The organism is Rhizobium sp. 01L419, assembly GCF_056400025.1.
Window position 1 is genome coordinate 435,757 of the sequence record NZ_JBFTSM010000001.1, and the last position, 19,686, is coordinate 455,442.

Genomic DNA, 19,686 nt, shown 5'->3' on the forward strand with positions numbered 1-19,686 from the left:
ATCGGCTATGTCATATACTCGGCGACGAGATCGTCTTTTCAGAAAATACCGGCTGTAGAGATGTCTCATGCTTGATCCGAAATTCGTTCGCCGCGGCCTTTTCCTGGTCTTCATCATTCTCTTTCTGGATATTATCGGCATTGCCATCATCATGCCGGTGCTGCCCGTTTTTCTGGAGGAGTTGACGGGTGGCACGGTCAGCGATGCGGCCGTCGACGGCGGCTGGCTGATGCTGATCTATTCGCTGATGCAGTTCCTGTTTGCGCCGCTGCTCGGAAACTTGAGCGACCGTTTCGGGCGCCGCCCGATCCTGCTGCTCTCCGTGCTGACCTTCGCGTTCGATAATTTCATCTGCGCCATTGCCACCAGCTACTGGATGCTCTTCGTCGGCAGGGTGCTCGCGGGCATCAGCGGCGGCAGTTTCGCCACCTGCTCGGCCTATATCGCCGACATCAGCAATGAGGAGAACCGCGCCAAGAATTTCGGCCTGATCGGCATCGCCTTCGGTGTCGGTTTCACGGTCGGCCCCGTTATCGGCGGCTTCCTAGGCGAGTTCGGGCCGCGCGTGCCGTTCTTCGGTGCGGCCGCGCTTTCCTTCATCAATTTTGTCGCCGCCTGTTTCCTGCTGCCGGAAACGCTGGAAGCGAAGAACCGCCGCACCTTCGAATGGAAGCGAGCAAACCCGCTCGGCGCTTTGCGGCAGATGCGGCACTATCCCGGCATCGGCTGGGTTTGCCTCGTCATGTTCCTGTTTTTCCTCGCCCATGCCGTCTATCCCTCGGTCTGGTCCTTCGTCTCGACTTTCCGTTACGGCTGGAGTGAAGGGCAGATCGGCCTGTCCCTCGGCATTTACGGGATCGGCGCAGCTCTCGTCATGGGACTCGTTCTTCCGCGTGTCGTCCCTGTTCTCGGTGAATGGAAGACAGCGCTGCTTGGCCTGTGTTTCTCGATGACCGCTCTCACAGGCTATGCCTTCGCCTGGGAGGGCTGGGTCGTCTATGCCGTGATCGTATTGACGGTCATGGAGAATGTCGCCGATCCGCCGCTTCGCAGCATTGCCGCCGGCAAGGTGCCGCCTTCGGCACAGGGCGAGCTGCAGGGCGCGCTCACCAGCATCAGCAGCATCACGACGATTATCGGCCCGCTGATCTTTACGCAGATGTTCGGCTATTTCACCAAGCCGGACGCGCCGGTCACCTTCGCCGGTGCGCCCTATCTCTTGGCAGCGTTTTTCATTCTTTTCGCGGCAGTTGTATTCTTGATGCGGGTGACGACGGCGAAGACGCCGGCAGGCGCTTTCAACGCCGCGGAGTGATCTATCAAAATCAGTGAAGCCATGATGAATTTTTCAGCATCTGCCCGTTTCAGGGTGGTTCTTTGCGCTACTTTGCTCTAAGGCGACAGGATATTTGCCGTAATATGGCCCAAACAGATTCAATTACAGGAAGAGTGTCATGGACACGCCGATCGAGGTGCGCGCCGCCGCGCCTGCCACCGACAACCGCTGGTCTGCGCATTTCCGCGCCACGCTGATGCTCGGCGTGCCGTTGATCGGTGCCCAACTGGCGCAGTTCGGCATCGGCATGACCGACGTCATGATCGTCGGCCAGCTCGGAGCCGAGCATTTGGCTGCCATGGTGCTTTCGGCGCAGTTCCTGTTCACGATCCTGATCTTCGGTTCGGGTTTTGCGATTGCCGTCATTCCGATGGTGGCGCAGGCCTATGGCCGCGGCGACGTGGTGACGGTGCGCCGGTCGCTGCGCATGGGTATCTGGGTGGTCATCTGCTACTGGCTGCTGATGCAGCCGGCCTTCTTCAATTCCGAGGCGATCTTGCAGTACTTCGGTCAGAAGCCGGAGGTCGCGAAGCTCGCCCATGGCTATATCGTCATTGGTCAGTTCGGCGTGCTGCCGGGCCTGCTCTACAATGTGATGCGCGCACTCGTCAGCGCCATCGGCAAGGCCGGCGTCATTCTCCAGGTCACCATCGCCATGCTGGTGCTGAATGCGATCGGCGCTTACATCCTGGTGCTCGGTCATTTCGGCCTGCCGGTCATGGGCCTTGAAGGTGCTGCCATCGTATCCGTTGCGGTGCAGGCGGCCGGTTTCCTGTTCATTCTGTCCTACGTGCAGAGCAGGGAGGAGACGCGGCGCTACGAGATCTTCGTGCGTTTCTGGAAGCCGGACTGGCATGCCTTCTTCGAGGTCATCCGTTTGGGCTTGCCGATCAGCATCACCATCCTGGCCGAAGTCAGCCTGTTCACCGCCGCCTCGCTGCTGATGGGCCATATCGGCACGATCGAACTTGCAGCCCACGGCATTGCCCTGCAGTGGGCTTCGATGGCCTTCATGATCCCGCTCGGCCTTGGCCAGGCGGCAACCGTCCGCGTCGGCGTTGCGCACGGGCAGGGCGATCACGCCGGTCTGGTGCGGGCTGCGATCACCGTGCTGATCATCGCCAGTGTTGCCGCGATCATCGGCAGCATCATCTTCGCGACCATACCGCAGGTTCTCGCGCGCCTGTTCCTCGATGTCAGCCTGCCGGAGGCGCCTCAGGTGCTGGCCTATGCCGGTCCGCTGATCATCATTGCCGGCCTCTTCCAGTTCGTCGACGGCCTGCAGGCAATCGCCAGCGGCTTGTTGCGCGGATTGAAGGATGCGCGCGTGCCGATGATCATGGCGCTGATCGCCTATTGGCCGATCGGTTTCTTCCTCGCATGGGCCTTTGCCTTTCCGTTCGGTTTCGGCGGGCTCGGCATCTGGTACGGCTTCCTCGTCGGGCTTGCGGCCGCTGCCGCCATGCTCTGCGCGCGCTTCTATATCCTCGTTCGCCGGGAAGGGGTCGCGGCCGGCGCGTAGGCCGGCCGTTTTTTGTCAGGCAGCCACTGGCTTGTAGCTGGCGAGATCGGCGCGAATGCCGAGGCGCGCAAACATTTCCTGCGGGTCGAAATTGGCCGCCTTGTGGGCTGCGGCGACAACTGCCCGCACACGCTCGACAACATCGGCGCTTTCCCACTCGGCAACTGTTACAAAATTGAATTCGCCGGGGCCGGCAACCTGTTCCAGCACCGCATGATTGACGAACCCTTCCTGGGCTTGCAGCACCTTATGGGTCATCATCACTTTGACGAGAAATTCCTCGCGCGCCGCAGCCGGCACGACGAATTTGTCTATTCTGTAGAAAGCTCCGCTCATCCAGTTTCTCCTGCATCTGATGTGTTGCAGGCACTTCTGTAATTCCTCAAGTTATGTTGAGGTCAATATGCGGACAAAGAAAAAGGCCCGCTTGAACGGGCCTTGAACTGATATCAGCGTTCGGCGAGTGCCGGTTCGCCCTTCTTCTCGCGCACCATGTTGACGAAGCGGCGGAAGAGGTAGTGGCTGTCCTGCGGGCCGGGCGAGGCTTCCGGGTGGTGCTGGACGGAGAAGACCGACTTGCCGAGAACGCGCAGGCCGCAATTGGTGCCGTCGAACAGAGAAACGTGAGTCTCCTCAACACCTTTGGGCAGCGACTTCGTATCGACCGCGAAGCCGTGGTTCATGGAGACGATCTCGACCTTGCCGGTCGTGTGGTCCTTGACGGGATGGTTTGCGCCGTGATGACCCTGGTGCATCTTCTTGGTTCTGGCGCCGAGTGCCAGGCCCAGCATCTGGTGGCCGAGGCAGATGCCGAAGACCGGGATATCGGTGCTGATCAGTTCCTTGATGACTGGCACGGCATATTCGCCTGTGGCGGCTGGGTCGCCCGGGCCATTCGACAGGAAGATACCATCCGGCTGAAGGGCGAGCACATCCTGTGCACTAGCCGTTGCCGGCATGACCGTGACCTTGCAGTCGAGACCGGCGAAGAGGCGCAGGATATTGCGCTTCACGCCGTAATCCAGGCAGACGACATGATACTTGCTCTCAGCGGCGGCGAGTTCGCCGTAACCTTCGTTCCAGATCCAGGGGGTCTGCGACCATTGCGAGGACTGCCCGGACGACGCGATCTTGGCAAGGTCGAGGCCTTCGAGGCCGCTCCAGGCCTTGGCTTCTGCCTTCAACGCGTCCACATCGAAGTTGCCTGTGGGGTCATGGGCGATAACGGCGTTCGGAGAGCCGTTTTCGCGAATCCAGGCGGTCAGCGCGCGCGTGTCGATGCCGCAGAGCCCGACGATGCCGCGGGCCTTAAGCCAGGCGTCGAGATGTTTTGCGGCGCGATAGTTCGAGGGTTCGGTGATATCGGCCTTGAAGATCACCCCGACTGCGCCGTGGCGGGCAGCCGGCGTCAGGTCTTCGATGTCTTCTTCGTTGGTGCCGATATTGCCGACATGGGGGAAGGTGAAGGTAACGATCTGGCCGAGATAGGAGGGGTCGGTCAGGATTTCCTCGTAACCGGTCAGCGCGGTATTGAAGACCGCCTCGGCCTGGACCTTGCCGGTGGCGCCGATGCCCTTGCCTTCGATGACGGTGCCGTCGGCGAGAACGAGCAGGGCGGTCGGCTTTTCGGTTGTCCAGGGTGCTGTTGCGGTCATCTTCATCCCGTTTCCGGCGGGCTCTTGCGTTCGGTAACGCTGGCCGGCCATTTGATCTCGCAGGTGCAGGCGCGCGGCTTTGGCCGCGTTTGACGCCTGATCACGAATTTTGGTGCAGGTGGCGGTAGATAGCCACGCTCTTTGCCTAGGTCAATCTTTGTACCGCAGATTGCCGCACTTTTCCTGCTGATATTGCCGGGATTCTCGCAATTTATTTGATCCCACGCATCAGCCTGGTTTATGAAGCGCCATTCTAAAGCGGCGGCCCAAGAGACGGATTCGTCGCTCCAGGTTTTTGTTCAAGCATCGGACCACCCGAAAACCGCTTCGCACTTTTCGGTGCGATGCTCCAGAAGGAGTAACGACATGCTGCGCGATCAACTCAGCACCCAGCTCAAAGAGGCCATGAAGGCGAAGCAGATGGAGCGTCTTGGCACCATCCGCCTCATCCAGGCGGCGATCAAGGATCGCGACATCGCCAATCGTGGTGTCGGCAAGGAAGAGGCTGGTGACGACGAAGTGCTGCAGATCCTCGCCAAGATGGTGAAACAGCGCGATGAGTCGGCAAAGATCTACGAAGAGAACGCCCGTCCCGAGCTTGCAGCCAAGGAGCGTGCCGAAATCACCTTTATCCAGGACTTCATGCCCAAGCAGCTTTCCGACGATGAGGTGCGCGCCAATATTGCTGCCATCATCAAGGATGTCGGCGCCGAGGGCCCGAAGGACATGGGCAAGATCATGGCTGCCCTGAAAGAGCGCTACGCCGGCCAGATGGACTTTGCCAAGGCCTCCGGCACTGTCAAAGAGCTGCTGAAATAAGACGTCTTGCCTGCGGTTGTTCTTCGACCGCAGGCCCAAACACCGTTTCGGCGCCAGCGTCGATAATGGCGAATTTCGCCGCCTGATAATTCCAATATTCGAGCACGAAGCCGCGGGAGAGCCAGAAATCGCCCTTTCTCGGCGGCTCGGTCCAGCCCACGCTTCCCATATCCGCCGCCTGCGTGAGCAGGCGCTTCAGGTGCGTATTGGAAATCATGAACTGATCGCGTATCTCGCGCAGCGACAGTGGACCGACGGCGACGCGGTCGGCGGAACGGGGAAAGTCCGGCAGGCGCGAAATCAGATAGTCCATGACGAGGCCGCCGGAATTGGCCCAGTTGAAGAGGTTGAAGGTGGCGCCGGGGTCACGGACAGCTTCGGTCTCGATGATCTTTCTGGCAATGACCGGCTGCAGGCGCGCGATCAATTTGGGATCGGTCGTCAGATTTTCCGCGCGGCTGCCGCCATCGAGGCTATCGAGAATCATCAGGTGGGCGGTCAGCCATTTGGTGAAATGGTGTTCGGCCGTTTCCGTCGGTTCGAGAAAGCGGGTGCGTTTGTCGTCGCCCGGAACGGGGCGCAGGAAGCGATAGGCCAGCATTTCCTGCACGAAGGCGGCTGCGGTGTTGCGGCTGGCGATCTTGTTCTGGATGACGAAATCGATGAAACGGCCAGAGTAAAGGCCGCGCTTCTCATCACCGGGATAGCCATAATAAAGAGCGAAGCCCGCATGCGCCATCAACCAGCGCTGTTGTGCTGCGAATATCGATGCAATACGCGGGCTCTCGCGATAGATCGCGAGCATTTGATTGGCACAATGAAGAATTGCAGCAAGAAAATTATCATCGGCTGCAAGTTTTTCTGCGGTGTAGGCCATAGCGCTGTCCAGGAGTTTTGCGCATTCATTTGCCACGCCTATTGGAAGTGTCAATGCTTTTGTATTTTAGGGGTTAATCAGTAAGGTAAAGCTCAATAAAAGCCACGGCGGAGAGCCATGAGCATTTCCGGTTTTCTCCGAAAGACGGAAATACTCCGTCTCTTTGCTTTTACGCAATTCCAGATGCAAAACCGCAGCGCACTTTTGCTGGAATTGCTCCCAAAAATAAGAAGGCAGGAGCTGGGGGCGCTCCTGCCTTCTTGCTCTTTGCTTCCGTCAGCGACGCAGGGTCGAAACCCAAGCCGGCGGGTATTTGCAAAGGCACCCTTGCGAGGCGGCGCCGGGGGTAGGGATGGTGCCTCGCTCGAGGATCGCTTTGTTGAGATCGAACTTATTGCGACGCCCCGGCTTATTCAAATTACAAAAATATAATAATCCCGAATCCGACCTTCCGGATTGTGTATACGGACGCGTGTGGCGCTCTTCCGGAAGCATAATCCAAACCGGCCATTTCTTTTTTAAATTATTGTTTTTATGGAATCTTCCAAAGAGACGGGTTCTCGCGGCGTGGATGAAACCGGGGCCTCGAAAATTGAGAGATGTCAAAAATGTCGCACCCCCTGCGCGATCCCGATAACGCGTTGTTGAATGGCGTCGGCAAGCGTTTGTGACAGTGTCTCCCGCCCTGTGAAAAGCGGGACTTACGGCAGAAGTTTCGTGGCGCGGCGCGGCAAAGCTGCTTATATGGAGGTTCTGCAAGAGGTAGAGATGCGCTTTTCCCCCACCTTCCTGGACGATATCCGCGAACGCGTTCCCATATCGAACGTGATTGCGCGGCGCGTGAGCTGGGACAAGCGCAAGACCAACGTTTCGCGCGGCGACTATTGGGCCTGCTGCCCCTTCCATGGCGAGAAGTCGCCGAGCTTCCACTGCGAAGACCGCAAGGGGCGCTACCATTGTTTCGGCTGCGGCGTGACCGGTGACCATTTCCGCTTCCTGACCGAACTCGAAGGCCAGAATTTCCCCGAAGCCGTACAGACGATTGCCGACATGGCCGGCGTGCCGATGCCGGTTGCCGATCCGCAGATGGAAAAACGCGAGAAGGAGCGCACCTCGCTTCTCGACGTCATGGAAATGGCGACGCAGTTCTTTCAGGACCAGTTGCAGACGGCGAATGGCGCGCGAGCACGCGCCTATCTGCGCGAGCGCGGGCTGACAGGCCGCACCATCGAGACCTTCCGGCTGGGTTTTGCGCCTGACAGCCGCAATGCGCTGAAAGAATTTCTGGCGGGCAAGGGCGTGCCCAAGGAGCAGATCGAGGCCTGCGGGCTTGTCGTGCACGAGAATGTGCCTGTTTCCTACGACCGGTTCCGCGATCGCATCATGTTCCCGATCCTGTCCTCCCGCGAGAAGGTCATTGCCTTCGGCGGCCGCGCCATGTCGCCGGATGCGCCTGCGAAGTACCTCAATTCGAATGAGACCGAGCTCTTCCACAAGGGCAATGTGCTTTACAATTTCGCCCGTGCGCGCCGCTCGATGCAGGGGGCGAATGGCGAAGGCACGATCATCGCCGTCGAAGGCTATATGGATGTGATCGCGCTGCATCAGGCGGGCATCGAGAATGCCGTGGCACCGCTCGGTACCGCGCTGACGGAAAACCAGCTCGACCTGCTCTGGAAGATGACGTCGCAGCCGGTGCTCTGCTTCGATGGCGACGGCGCCGGCATTCGTGCCGCCAACCGCGCCGCCGATCTGGCACTGCCGCATCTGAAGCCGGGACGCAGCGTGCGTTTCGCTCTGCTGCCTGATGGCAAGGATCCCGATGATCTCGTGCGTCAGGACGGCAGGGCACCTTTCGATAAGGTCATGGCGCAGGCAAAACCGCTTTCGGAGATGCTCTGGGATCGCGAGGCGAGAAACGGCACTTTCGATACGCCGGAAGCGCGCGCCGAGCTGGAAGCGCGGTTGAAACAGCTCGTTGCCGTCATTGGTGACGAGAATGTGCGCCGCCATTACCAGCAGGATATGCGCGACCGGCTGAACAGCTTCTTCCAACCGCAGTTCCAGAATCGCGGCGGCGATCGTCGCAACTTCGGCGGCGGCAATTTCGGTGGTGGCAGCAATTTTGCTAGGGGCGGCAATTTCCGTGGGCAGAAGGAGCAGGGCGGGAAGGCCGGAGGACCTCGAACGCAGGCGTTCGCATCGGATCGCTTGACCCGTTCGGGCCTCGTGCGTGGCCATCAGGAAAATGCGGCGCTCCGTGAGTGTGTGCTGGCGCTGACTGTCGTCAACCATCCCGCGCTGATGCTTGACGACTATGACGAGATCGCTGCCATCGATTATGACAATCGCGATCTGCAGAAGCTCTGGTCGGCGATGCTGGGAGCGGCTGCCATTGTCGCGGGGCCGCATCTGACACGTGATTACCTGTTGGAGTGCCTCGATGTCGCGGGCTTCGGTTCGCTCCTGAAGAACCTTGATCAGCAGGTGCGTAATGCCCGGCTCTGGACGGCCACCGAGCAGGCAGCGATGGAAGATGCCCGCGAGGGTTATCGCCAGGCGCTTGCCTTCCACAAGCGTGCCAAGGATCTGCGCTGGCAGAAGATCGAACTGGAGCGTGATATCGCGCAAGCGACGGAGGCGGGCGACGATGCCGAGATCGATCGGCTGATGCGCGCTTCACAGGAAGTCCATTTCGAGGCGTTGCGGCTTGAGAACCAGGAAGCCATCATCGATGGCTTCGGTGTGCTTTCCGGCCGCGTCAAGGGCGCTGCGAGCCACTGATGCAGCAGACCGAACGCAACGAACCGCCGCTCTCCGCATCGGACGCCCTGTTTGCGGGCCCGGCCCAGCCGCTTGACGTATTGAAGCGCATTTATGGCTACCCCGCCTTTCGCGGGCGTCAGCAGGAAGTGGTGGAGCATGTCGTTGCCGGTGGCGATGCAGTCGTGCTCTTCCCTACCGGCGCTGGCAAATCGCTCTGCTTCCAGATCCCTGCACTTTGTCGCCAAGGTCTCGGCATCGTCGTCTCGCCGCTGATTGCGCTGATGCGTGATCAGGTGGAAGCGATGAAGCAGCTCGGCATTCGCGCCGCCGCACTCAATTCCTCCATTTCTCGCGAGGAATATGTCGCGATCCGCCGTGCTATTTCCTCTGATAATCTCGACCTGCTCTATGTCACACCGGAACGCATCCTCACGGATGGTTTTCGCGAAATTATCAGCAATGCGAAGATCGCGCTTTTCGCCATCGACGAGGCGCATTGTGTCTCCCAATGGGGCCATGATTTCCGGCCGGAATACCGCGAACTCGGCAGGCTTGCGGAGCATTATCCCGGCGTGCCGCGCATTGCACTGACGGCGACCGCCGATCCGCATACGCGGGAGGACATTATCGAGCGGCTGATGCTCGACAATGCCGAGGTCTTCACGACGAGCTTCGACCGGCCGAACATTGCCTATGAGATCGTCGAGCGGGATCAGCCGCGCCAGCAGCTCTTACGTTTTCTCGCCGGCCACAAAGGCAATAGCGGTATCGTCTATTGTCTGTCGCGCGCCAAAGTCGAGGATACGGCGGATTGGCTGAACACGCAGGGCATCCGGGCACTTGCCTATCATGCCGGCATGGATCGGGCGCTGCGCGACGCCAACCAAGATGCTTTCCTGAAGGAAGAAGAACTCTGCCTTGTCGCCACCGTTGCCTTCGGCATGGGCATCGACAAGCCTAACGTGCGTTACGTCGCCCATCTCGATCTGCCGGGCTCTGTCGAGGCCTATTATCAGGAGACGGGCCGTGCGGGCCGCGACGGCCTGCCCTCCGAAGTCTGGATGGCCTATGGCATGGCTGATGTGATCCAACGCCGGCGGATGATCGATGAGGGCAATGCGGCAGACGAGATCAAACGCATAGAGCGCGGCAAGCTGAATGCGCTGTTGGCGATCTGCGAGACGGCGTCCTGTCGGCGACAGGCGATCCTGGCGCATTTCGGCGAGGCGCATGGCGGCAAATGCGGCAATTGCGATACCTGCGTGAAGCCGGTCGAAACCTGGGACGGGACGGAAGCTGCGATCAAGGCGCTGGCCGCTATCTACCGCACCGGCGAGCGTTTCGGGGCAGGCCACGTGATCGATGTGCTCATGGGCAACATCAATGAGAAGACCGAGCGCTTCGGACATGTCGGTATGCCGGTCTTCGGCGTCGGCAAGGATATTCCGGCGCGCACCTGGCAATCCGTCTACCGCCAGCTTCTGGCGATGGGGCTGGTGCGTACCGATCACGAAGCTTTCGGCGCCTTGAAGCTGGAGCCGGAGGCGCGTTCAGTCTTCAAGCGTGAGCGGGAAGTCTTCTTCCGCAAGGATCGCGCGCCTTCCGAGCGACGGGCGAAAAAGACCGAGCGTGCCGAGCGCAGGACCGGGCTTTCGGGTGCAGATGGCACGCTCTTCGAGGCGCTCAGGGCCGAGCGCATGTCGATCGCCAAATCGCTCGGCGTGCCGCCCTATGTCGTCTTCCCCGATACGACGCTGATTGCCTTTGCCACCGAACGGCCGCGCAGCCGCAAGGAACTGCTTGGCATTTCCGGCGTCGGCCAGTCGAAGCTCGAGCGCTACGGCGACGCCTTCCTCGATATCATCCTGTCTCACGATGAATAGCGCGGCTATGTAGGCTTTAGCCTTGCGACCCCAGGATGCCATATTCTTGAGAGGATGACGGGTGTCTTACAGTTGCTCTCGGGAGGATCGTCATGAGCCAGAATATCTATGATACGGCGGAGTTCTTCGCCGGATACAGCGTCATGCGCCGCTCGATCGAGGGGCTTGATGGCGCTGCTGAATGGCCGGCGGTTCAGGCGCAATTGCCGGATCTCACGGGCAAGCGCGTTGTCGATCTCGGCTGTGGTTTCGGCTGGTTTGCGCGGTATGCCCGTTCAGCCGGTGCCGCAAGCGTGCTCGGTCTCGATATCTCGCAGAAAATGATTGCCCGGGCGAAGGCGGATACGCGGGATGAGGCGATCACCTATGGGATTGCCGATCTCGAAGAGCTGCAACTGCCGGCAGCCTCGTTCGATTTTGCGCATAGTTCGCTTGCATTTCACTATGTCAGCAACTTCGTGCGGCTCGTTGCGATGGTTCACCGGGCGCTCGTTCCCGGCTCGCATTTCGTCTTTACGATCGAGCATCCGATTTTCATGGCACCGCGCAATGCCGGCTGGAGCACCGATAGTGAGGGACGGCGCATATGGCCGCTCGACAGCTATGCCGTCGAGGGAAGCCGGACGACGGACTGGCTGGCCAAAGGTGTCGTCAAACAGCATCGCCGCCTCGGCACGACAATCAACACGTTGATCGCTGCCGGCTTTACCATCCGCTATGTCGAGGAATGGGCGCCGAGCGAGCCGGATCTCGCCGAACATCCTGAGTGGGCCGAGGAGCTCGACCGGCCTACCTTTCTGCTTGTCACGGCAGAGCGTTGAGCAAGACAAGCCGATGGCGATGTGCTAACCGACGCTCAACGGGAAACATCAAGAGAAGGGCCTATAATGACCTCGAATTTCCTCTCGCATCTGCGCAGCGAACTCGCCGCTCTCAAGGATGCCGGTCTCTATAAATCCGAGCGCGTCATCACCTCCAAGCAGGCCGGCGAAATCGCCGTTGCCTCCGGTGAGCGGGTGCTGAATTTCTGCGCCAACAACTATCTGGGCCTGGCCGATAACGAAGAGCTGGCGGATGCCGGCAAGAAGGCGCTCGACCGGTACGGCTACGGGATGGCCTCGGTGCGCTTCATCTGCGGCACGCAGGAAGAACACAAGCAGCTCGAAGCGCGGATCTCCTCCTTCCTCGGCATGGAAGACACGATCCTCTATTCCTCCTGCTTCGATGCCAATGGCGGCCTGTTCGAGACGCTGCTCTCCGAAGAGGATGCGATCATTTCCGACGCGCTGAACCATGCCTCGATCATCGACGGCGTGCGCCTCTCCAAGGCCAAGCGTTTCCGCTACGCCAACAATGACATGGCGGCCCTTGAGGAAGAGCTGAAGAAGGCCGAAGGCCGCCGCTTCAAGCTGATCGCAACCGACGGCGTCTTCTCCATGGACGGCATCATTGCCAATCTGCAGGGTGTGTGCGATCTCGCCGAGAAATACGGCGCGATGGTCATGGTGGATGACAGCCACGCCGTCGGCTTCGTTGGTAAACATGGCCGTGGCTCGCCGGAATATTGCGGCGTCGAAGGCCGCGTCGATATCATCACCGGCACGCTCGGCAAGGCGCTCGGCGGCGCGTCCGGCGGCTATACCTCGGCCAAGGCCGAGATCGTCGAGTGGCTGCGGCAGCGTTCGCGCCCCTATCTCTTCTCCAACACGCTGGCGCCGGTTATTGCCGCTGCCTCGCTGAAGGTCTTCGACCTCGTCGAAAACGGCGATGCGCTGCGCGAGCGCCTGACGGCGAATGCGACGCTCTTCCGCTCGGAGATGACCAAGCTCGGCTTCACGCTGGCAGGCGAGGGGCATGCGATCATCCCGGTCATGCTGGGAGACGCGAAGCTCGCGCAGGATATGGCGGCACTGATGCTGAAAAAGGGCGTCTACGTAGTCGGCTTCTCCTTCCCCGTCGTGCCGAAGGATCAGGCGCGCATCCGCACGCAGATGTCGGCTGCGCATTCGAAGGCGGATGTGGAGCGGGCAATTGCCGTCTTTGCCGAAGCAGGCCGTGAACTCGGCGTTATCTAAGGGCCTTGAGGAGAAAAGATCATGTCCAACATGATGAAGGCACTGGTCAAGGCGAAGCCCGAAGTCGGCCTCTGGATGGAAAACGTGCCGGTGCCGGAAGTCGGCCCGAACGACGTGCTGATCCGAGTGAAGAAATCGGCGATCTGCGGCACGGACGTGCATATCTGGAACTGGGACCAGTGGGCGCAGAAGACCATTCCGGTGCCGATGGTCGTCGGCCATGAATTCTGCGGCGAGATTGCCGAAATCGGCTCGTCCGTCACCAAGTACCATGTCGGCGAGCGTGTCTCCGGCGAGGGGCATATCGTCTGCGGCAAGTGCCGCAACTGCCGCGCGGGCAGGGGCCATCTTTGCCGCAACACGCTCGGCGTCGGGGTCAACCGGCCGGGCTCGTTCGGTGAGTTCGTCTGTATCCCGGAAGCCAATGTCGTGCCGATCCCGGATGATATTCCGGATGAGATTGCGGCGATCTTCGATCCGTTCGGCAATGCCGTCCACACGGCTCTTTCCTTCGATCTCGTCGGCGAAGACGTGTTGGTCACCGGTGCCGGACCGATCGGCATTATGGGCGCTCTCGTCGCCAAGCGCTCCGGCGCGCGCAAAGTCGTCATAACCGACATCAACCCGAACCGGCTCGATCTCGCCCGCAAGCTCGGCATCGACTACGTGGTGGACGCCTCAAAGGAAAACCTTGCCGATGTGATGAAGGCGATCGGCATGACCGAAGGCTTCGATGTGGGGCTCGAAATGTCCGGTGCGGCACCGGCCTTCCGCGACATGATCGACAAGATGAACAATGGCGGCAAGATCGCCATCCTCGGCATTGCGCCTGCCGGCTTCGAGATCGACTGGAACAAGGTCATCTTCAAGATGCTGAACCTCAAGGGCATCTATGGCCGCGAGATGTTCGAGACCTGGTACAAGATGATCGCCTTCGTGCAGGGCGGCTTGGACCTGTCGCCTGTCATCACCCATCGCATCAAGATCGACGAATTCCGCGACGGTTTCGAGGCGATGCGCTCGGGCAATTCCGGCAAGGTCGTGATGGACTGGATGTGAGGAGGCGGGCATGAAATACGAGGGAAGCTGCCACTGCGGCAATATCGCCTTTACGGTCGAAGGCACGTTTACGGAAGCAGTCGATTGCAACTGCTCGCTCTGCCGCCGGCGCGGCGGCCTGCTCGGCTTCGTGCCGCGCGAGAAGCTGCATCTGACGGTGCCGGAAGAAAACCTGTCGACCTATACGTTCAACACCCATGCCATCAAGCATCGCTTCTGCGCCAAGTGCGGCATCGCGCCCTTCGGGGAAGCGACGGCGCCCAATGGCGTCGAGATGGCCTCCGTTAATCTGCGCTGCATTCCGGCGCTCGATCTGTCTGTCCTGACGGTGAATTCGTTTGACGGGCTGTCGCGGTAAGCCGGCTTTCTTGTTCGACGCAGCAGCGGCGTTGCCGCGTCGGAATCACTCAAAGTCAAGTGCAGAATTTTTCCGCCCTTGTCTTTCCCCGGTGACATACTAAATAAGCGAAGCAATCGCTGGCGCGGTTCAAAGCCTGTGGATAAGGCTTTTTCCGGGTTTTCGGTGGCTTTTTTTCTGGAAAAGCTTGACGAGAACAAATTTTGTGGGAATCACCATTCGACTTGAGCGGTGAACTGGGTCAAGGCGGATCGCACAACCATGGCCGGAAATCCAATAGCAATGAAGATTTGCTGTCCGATGCCGGCAATCGTGGTTAATCAGGCTTTAAATGTCATCCCGTTAGGTGGGTATAGGTGATTCGAGGCCGGCGCGCACGTGCTAGGCCACGACAGGGTCATTCACCGCAGCGAGTATGAATAGCGTCAGGAAGGCGACGATATAAATGGCAACGAAGGTCAAAGAGAACGAAGAAGCGGAAGTCGAACGCGACGGCGCAAGCGACGGCCCTCTTCTCGATCTTTCCGATGACGCGGTCAAGAAGATGATCAAGGCCGCCAAGAAGCGCGGCTATGTGACGATGGACGAGCTCAACGCCGTCCTGCCTTCCGAAGAAGTGACGTCCGAACAGATCGAAGACACGATGTCGATGCTGTCCGATATGGGCATCAATGTCATCGAGGACGAAGAGGCTGAGGAAGCCGGCGCTTCGAGCAGCGACGATGACGACAGCTCCGATAATGACGAGAGCGAGGGCGGGGAGCTTGCGCCTTCCAGCGGCACCGCGCTTGCGACCGCCAAGAAGAAAGAGCCGACCGACCGTACCGACGACCCGGTGCGTATGTATCTGCGCGAAATGGGTTCAGTCGAGCTTCTGTCTCGCGAAGGCGAAATCGCCATCGCAAAGCGCATCGAGGCCGGCCGCGAAACGATGATCGCAGGCCTCTGTGAGAGCCCGCTGACCTTCCAGGCACTCATCATCTGGCGCGACGAACTGAACGAAGGCACGACGCTGCTGCGTGAGATCATCGATCTCGAAACAACCTATTCCGGTCCGGAAGCCAAGGCCGCCCCGCAGTTCCAGAGCCCCGAGAAGATCGAGGCCGACCGCAAGGCTGCCGAGGAAAAGGAAAAGACGCGGCGTGCGCGTTCCGGTGATGACGACATTACCGATGTCGGCGGCGAAGGCATGCCTCCGGAAGAGGAAGAAGAGGACGAGGACGAATCCAACCTCTCTCTCGCCGCGATGGAAGCCGAGCTTCGCCCGCAGGTCATGGAAACGCTCGACATCATTGCCGAGACCTACAAGAAGCTGCGCAAGCTGCAGGACCAGCAGGTCGAACAGCGCCTTGCCGCCACCGGCACGCTGTCTTCCGCCCAGGAGCGCCGCTACAAGGAGCTCAAGGACGAACTGATCAAGGCCGTCAAGTCGCTGTCGCTCAACCAGAACCGCATCGATGCGCTGGTCGAACAGCTCTATGACATCAACAAGCGCCTCGTTTCCAACGAAGGCCGCCTGCTGCGTCTGGCCGAATCCTACGGCGTCAAGCGTGACTCGTTCCTGGAACAGTACCAGGGCGCCGAGCTCGACCCGAACTGGATGAAGTCGATCGGCAATCTGGCCGCCCGCGGCTGGAAGGAATTCGCCAAGAGCGAGAACACGACGATCCGCGACATCCGCCAGGAGATCCAGAATCTCGCAACGGAAACCGGCATCTCGATCTCGGAATTCCGCCGCATCGTGCACATGGTGCAGAAGGGTGAGCGCGAAGCGCGCATCGCCAAGAAGGAAATGGTCGAAGCGAACCTTCGTCTCGTCATCTCCATCGCCAAGAAGTACACGAACCGCGGTCTGCAGTTCCTCGACCTCATTCAGGAAGGCAATATCGGCCTGATGAAAGCGGTCGACAAGTTCGAATACCGCCGTGGTTACAAGTTCTCGACCTATGCGACGTGGTGGATCCGTCAGGCGATCACCCGTTCGATCGCCGACCAGGCCCGCACGATCCGTATTCCGGTGCACATGATCGAAACGATCAACAAGATCGTTCGTACCTCGCGCCAGATGCTGCATGAAATCGGCCGCGAGCCGACGCCGGAAGAACTGGCCGAAAAGCTCGCCATGCCGCTCGAAAAGGTCCGCAAGGTCCTGAAGATCGCGAAGGAGCCGATCTCGCTCGAAACCCCAGTGGGCGACGAAGAAGATTCGCATCTCGGCGATTTCATCGAAGACAAGAATGCGCTGCTGCCGATCGACGCCGCCATCCAGGCGAACCTGCGCGAGACGACGACACGTGTTCTGGCATCGCTGACGCCGCGCGAAGAGCGCGTTCTGCGCATGCGCTTCGGTATCGGCATGAACACGGACCACACGCTCGAAGAAGTCGGCCAGCAGTTCTCGGTTACCCGCGAACGTATCCGTCAGATCGAAGCGAAGGCGCTGCGCAAGCTCAAGCATCCGAGCCGCTCCAGGAAGCTCAGAAGCTTCCTGGACAGCTAAGATCGCGCAAGCTGCGTTCATTCCTCGACAGCTAAGTTTCAAGCTCCGACAACAATCGAAATCAGAACCCGGCCAGCCCTGTTGGCCGGGTTTTTCTTTGAACGGAAAGCCGCGGATTAATCCGCAGCTATTTTACTAAGCCGGATTGATGGCTGCACATTGCTTGTCCCTCACTGGTGACAGGCTTATAATTTCGGTTGCGGGGGAAGGGAGCGGTCGCGGCGTGCGAGCGGTATCATGCGCCGCGTGATCGTAGCCTCCGCCGGGAGGTGCAGCATGACCACCTACATTCTGCTGATAAACTGGACCGATCAGGGCATCCGGAACGTGAAAGACTCTGCCAAGCGACTGGATGCGGCAAGGAACATGCTCGGCAGCATGGGCGGTTCCTTCGACAAGTTTTATCTCACCATGGGCGAGTACGACATGGTGGCGACCTGCGAGGCGCCTGATGATCGCGTGATGGCACGCTTCACGCTTTCTCTGGCCACGGGTGGCAATGTGCGTACGAAAACCCTAAAGGCATTTTCGGAAGTGAATTATCGCGACATCATCGCGTCGCTCTCATAGGTCAGAATGGCCGATAGCTGGTGATGAGCCAGATGCGGCGTTGCGGTTGCTCTGCGGCGCTGGCAATGTCGCTGCGCCTTGAACCCAGAGCATGGATTTACCCTGCCGATGGAACATGCCGGCCTGTTGCAAAGAGGAAAGTTCGATCCGGCGTGGCCGGCATCGCTCGTATTCCATCTGGTCGTCGGCGTGTTCTTGCTTGCTTTTTTGCCGAAGGTGGAGCCGGTCAGGCCGCCGCCGGAAGACAGTATCGACGTCCAGGTCGTAACAGCGCCTTCAATTGCCGCTCCCCCAGCGCCCGCCGTCCAGGCCCCGCCGGATAGCCCCGAAGGGAAGGCTGAGGCAGCAGCGGGGGAAGCCGCACCAGCTGCCCCGGAGACGGCGTCAAGGGAGGTACCTCCTTCATTGCCGACTTTGCCGGGGCCGACGACATCGGGCCCGCTGCAGCTTACGCAGGCGAAGGAACTGTTTTCGAAAAGGGCGCTTGCCAGCCCGCGCAGCAGGAAAGCGCGTGAGATGCTCGGTTCATTGTCGGGCGGGGAGCGCAATCTACAGCTCTGCAATCTCGAAGCACTGGAGCAGATCAACCGTCTGCGTCCGGGCTCGGCACCCGATCTCGTCGCGCCCTATGCCATGAAGGCGGAGAAGGTGAGGGGCAACAGCGTCGAGGTCGACGGTGGCGCTTTCCGAAGCAAGCGCAACTGGTTCAACATCAGGTTCAATTGCGAAGTCGATCCCACCGGCCAGGCGGTGGTGGCCTTCGCCTTTGCCATCGGCGATGCCATTCCGGAAGACGAGTGGCAAGAGCACAATCTGGTGGCAGACGACGGCGAAGCCGACCAGTGAGCTTTGGGCCTGGCGATCACAAGGTTTTTTTGATTTGTGGCTTGATGCTGCCGGTTTTAAAGGCCACATCGCTGCTGTGATAGAAGAAGAAGTCGAGCCGGCAGATACCGATCACGAAAAGGAGCACCAGGAGCCTCGGGCCCGCTGGGGTGTCATCGCGTCGGTGCTCGTACATGTTCCCCTGGTCGCACTCCTCATTTTCGGCCTCCCGAAGATCCAGCCGAAACCCGCCGAAGACGAAAGCGTGAAGGTCGAGCTCGTCCCGCCACCGGAGGAAAAAAAGCCCGAGGAAAAGAAGGCGGAGGAAAAACCGAAAGAGGAAGAGAAGCCGCAGGAGCATGCAAAGGCCGAGCCGCCACCTCCGCCACCACCCCCACCCCCACCCCCGACGGCTGAGAAGGCTCCGGAGCAGCCAAAGCCTATGCCTATGCCGGCTTTGCAGACGATAGCCGAATATGGCGACAAGGATACTGGTCCGCAAAAGTCGATGACCGGGAATTCTTCTCAGGGCGAAGTGAAACCTGCCGAGACTGCGCCGCCCCATGATGCTCAGGCAAATCAGCCGCCAGCAGAGGCGGCAGCGGAAAAACCACAGACGGAGACGCCTCCCGCAAAGCCAGTTCCTGAAGATGTGAAGTTGCCCGAGACTGCGGCGGCTGATGTGTCCCACGAGCGCAATGCACCACTTGCGGAACTGTCTGGAGAAGCCAAGACGAGCATCGAGCAGACGAAACCGGCTGAACCAAAGCTGTTTGAAATAGCGAAGGCGGAGCCGGTGAAGGATGAGCTAACAGAAGCCAAGACCTTGTTTTCGCAGAACGATGATGACGATCCCGTTGCAAGAACAGCAATGGAGGGAGTACCACGCGGCATGCGCGCCGGAAAGCTCTGCGCGAGCGAACTCCAGCAACAGCTGATCCATGCATCGCCCAGTGTTCGGCCTATGCTGGTCCCGACCTATGACCTATCAAATGGGACAGTTCTCGATGTCAGGGCTGGGGCCTTTCGTACGATCAAAGGGTGGTACAACGTTCGTTTCCGCTGCGCGGTGGATGAGAATGCCACAAAGGTTGTTTCCTTTGCCCTTGATGTCGGGGATGCCATACCTCGGAGCCAATGGAAAAGCCGCGGGCTCGGGGATTGAGAAAGCAGCGGTGTTAATCCCATCCTGGAACAAGCCACGCGCAAGGAACCATCTCTATCGTTTTCCCATGGCCGTTATGGTACGGTAGAGAAGGGACAAATGATATGTCGAACGAGATCGAGCACTTCTTTGAGCGCCAGGACGAAGCTGTCAGCCTGAGGTTTCTCGAAAACAAGGCAGACGAGCTGACCGATATTCTGGTGGCTGCTCTGGAAGAAGCTCTCGAAATTCTCCTGGAAAGCGCACCCGCCGGAACCGTCCACTGAGCCTGCCATC

At 59.7% G+C, this 19,686-nt stretch carries 17 protein-coding genes; 14 read left to right on the forward strand and 3 right to left on the reverse strand.

The genetic code is table 11. The features are described from left to right. The first annotated feature begins 67 nt into the window (after positions 1 to 67). Both AC1DUP_RS02175 and AC1DUP_RS02180 read left to right on the forward strand, forming a co-directional pair. Positions 68 to 1,315 carry a TCR/Tet family MFS transporter gene (locus AC1DUP_RS02175; RefSeq protein ID WP_115034340.1) on the forward strand — a complete coding sequence of 416 codons (1,248 nt, stop codon included), beginning with the start codon at positions 68 to 70 and terminating at the stop codon, positions 1,313 to 1,315. Between the two features lie 139 nt (positions 1,316 to 1,454). Beyond that, positions 1,455 to 2,858: an MATE family efflux transporter gene (locus AC1DUP_RS02180; protein WP_113308839.1), complete on the forward strand. Its 1,404-nt coding sequence runs from the start codon at positions 1,455 to 1,457 to the stop codon at positions 2,856 to 2,858. 15 nt (positions 2,859 to 2,873) lie between these two features. On the opposite strand, the gene AC1DUP_RS02185 is transcribed toward AC1DUP_RS02180, so the two are convergent. Next, positions 2,874 to 3,194 (reverse strand): antibiotic biosynthesis monooxygenase, encoded by a 321-nt coding sequence (locus AC1DUP_RS02185; RefSeq protein ID WP_477831961.1) that lies wholly within the window; start codon positions 3,192 to 3,194, stop codon positions 2,874 to 2,876. Positions 3,195 to 3,307: 113 nt separating this feature from the next. Then, positions 3,308 to 4,513 (reverse strand): glutamine-hydrolyzing carbamoyl-phosphate synthase small subunit, encoded by a 1,206-nt coding sequence (carA, locus tag AC1DUP_RS02190; protein WP_477832136.1) that lies wholly within the window; start codon positions 4,511 to 4,513, stop codon positions 3,308 to 3,310. Between the two features lie 366 nt (positions 4,514 to 4,879). On the opposite strand from carA, the gene AC1DUP_RS02195 reads away from it, so the two are divergent. Then, a complete protein-coding gene (locus AC1DUP_RS02195) occupies positions 4,880 to 5,332 on the forward strand; it encodes a GatB/YqeY domain-containing protein (RefSeq protein ID WP_477831962.1) in 453 nt (150 codons plus the stop codon). Here the strand turns inward: AC1DUP_RS02195 and AC1DUP_RS02200 are convergent. Next, on the reverse strand, positions 5,313 to 6,209 hold the full coding sequence (locus tag AC1DUP_RS02200) for a hypothetical protein (protein WP_477831963.1): 897 nt from the start codon (positions 6,207 to 6,209) through the stop codon (positions 5,313 to 5,315). The two genes, AC1DUP_RS02195 and AC1DUP_RS02200, sit on opposite strands and share 20 nt — an antisense overlap. Before the next feature lie 768 nt (positions 6,210 to 6,977). Here AC1DUP_RS02200 and dnaG point away from each other — a divergent pair. From dnaG to AC1DUP_RS02255, 11 genes are all read left to right on the forward strand, one after another. Continuing rightward, entirely contained in the window at positions 6,978 to 8,993 is a 2,016-nt protein-coding gene (gene dnaG / locus AC1DUP_RS02205; protein ID WP_477831964.1) for a DNA primase, read from the forward strand. Then, a complete protein-coding gene (gene recQ / locus AC1DUP_RS02210; RefSeq protein WP_115034341.1) occupies positions 8,993 to 10,858 on the forward strand; it encodes a DNA helicase RecQ in 1,866 nt (621 codons plus the stop codon). The genes dnaG and recQ overlap by 1 nt, the downstream gene beginning before the upstream one ends. A 92-nt stretch (positions 10,859 to 10,950) precedes the next feature. Further along, positions 10,951 to 11,679, forward strand: a complete 729-nt coding sequence (locus AC1DUP_RS02215; RefSeq protein ID WP_477831965.1) for a class I SAM-dependent methyltransferase — start codon at positions 10,951 to 10,953, stop codon at positions 11,677 to 11,679. Between the two features lie 66 nt (positions 11,680 to 11,745). Next, on the forward strand, positions 11,746 to 12,933 hold the full coding sequence (locus AC1DUP_RS02220) for a glycine C-acetyltransferase (protein WP_477831966.1): 1,188 nt from the start codon (positions 11,746 to 11,748) through the stop codon (positions 12,931 to 12,933). Positions 12,934 to 12,954: 21 nt separating this feature from the next. Further along, positions 12,955 to 13,992 carry an L-threonine 3-dehydrogenase gene (tdh, locus tag AC1DUP_RS02225; protein ID WP_113297632.1) on the forward strand — a complete coding sequence of 346 codons (1,038 nt, stop codon included), beginning with the start codon at positions 12,955 to 12,957 and terminating at the stop codon, positions 13,990 to 13,992. A gap of 10 nt (positions 13,993 to 14,002) precedes the next feature. After that, on the forward strand, positions 14,003 to 14,350 hold the full coding sequence (locus AC1DUP_RS02230) for a GFA family protein (RefSeq protein ID WP_477831967.1): 348 nt from the start codon (positions 14,003 to 14,005) through the stop codon (positions 14,348 to 14,350). Positions 14,351 to 14,795: 445 nt separating this feature from the next. Then, positions 14,796 to 16,850 (forward strand): RNA polymerase sigma factor RpoD, encoded by a 2,055-nt coding sequence (gene rpoD / locus AC1DUP_RS02235; RefSeq protein WP_113297634.1) that lies wholly within the window; start codon positions 14,796 to 14,798, stop codon positions 16,848 to 16,850. Positions 16,851 to 17,126: 276 nt separating this feature from the next. After that, positions 17,127 to 17,420 (forward strand): GYD domain-containing protein, encoded by a 294-nt coding sequence (locus AC1DUP_RS02240; protein ID WP_113297635.1) that lies wholly within the window; start codon positions 17,127 to 17,129, stop codon positions 17,418 to 17,420. A 108-nt stretch (positions 17,421 to 17,528) separates the two neighbouring features. Further along, positions 17,529 to 18,266 (forward strand): DUF930 domain-containing protein, encoded by a 738-nt coding sequence (locus AC1DUP_RS02245; protein ID WP_477831968.1) that lies wholly within the window; start codon positions 17,529 to 17,531, stop codon positions 18,264 to 18,266. A gap of 34 nt (positions 18,267 to 18,300) precedes the next feature. Next, positions 18,301 to 19,410 (forward strand): DUF930 domain-containing protein, encoded by a 1,110-nt coding sequence (locus tag AC1DUP_RS02250; RefSeq protein WP_477831969.1) that lies wholly within the window; start codon positions 18,301 to 18,303, stop codon positions 19,408 to 19,410. 104 nt (positions 19,411 to 19,514) lie between these two features. Continuing rightward, the gene (locus tag AC1DUP_RS02255; RefSeq protein ID WP_477831970.1) at positions 19,515 to 19,676 is read left to right on the forward strand and encodes a hypothetical protein; all 162 of its coding nucleotides are present in this window, start codon (positions 19,515 to 19,517) and stop codon (positions 19,674 to 19,676) included. Positions 19,677 to 19,686: the final 10 nt, after the last annotated feature.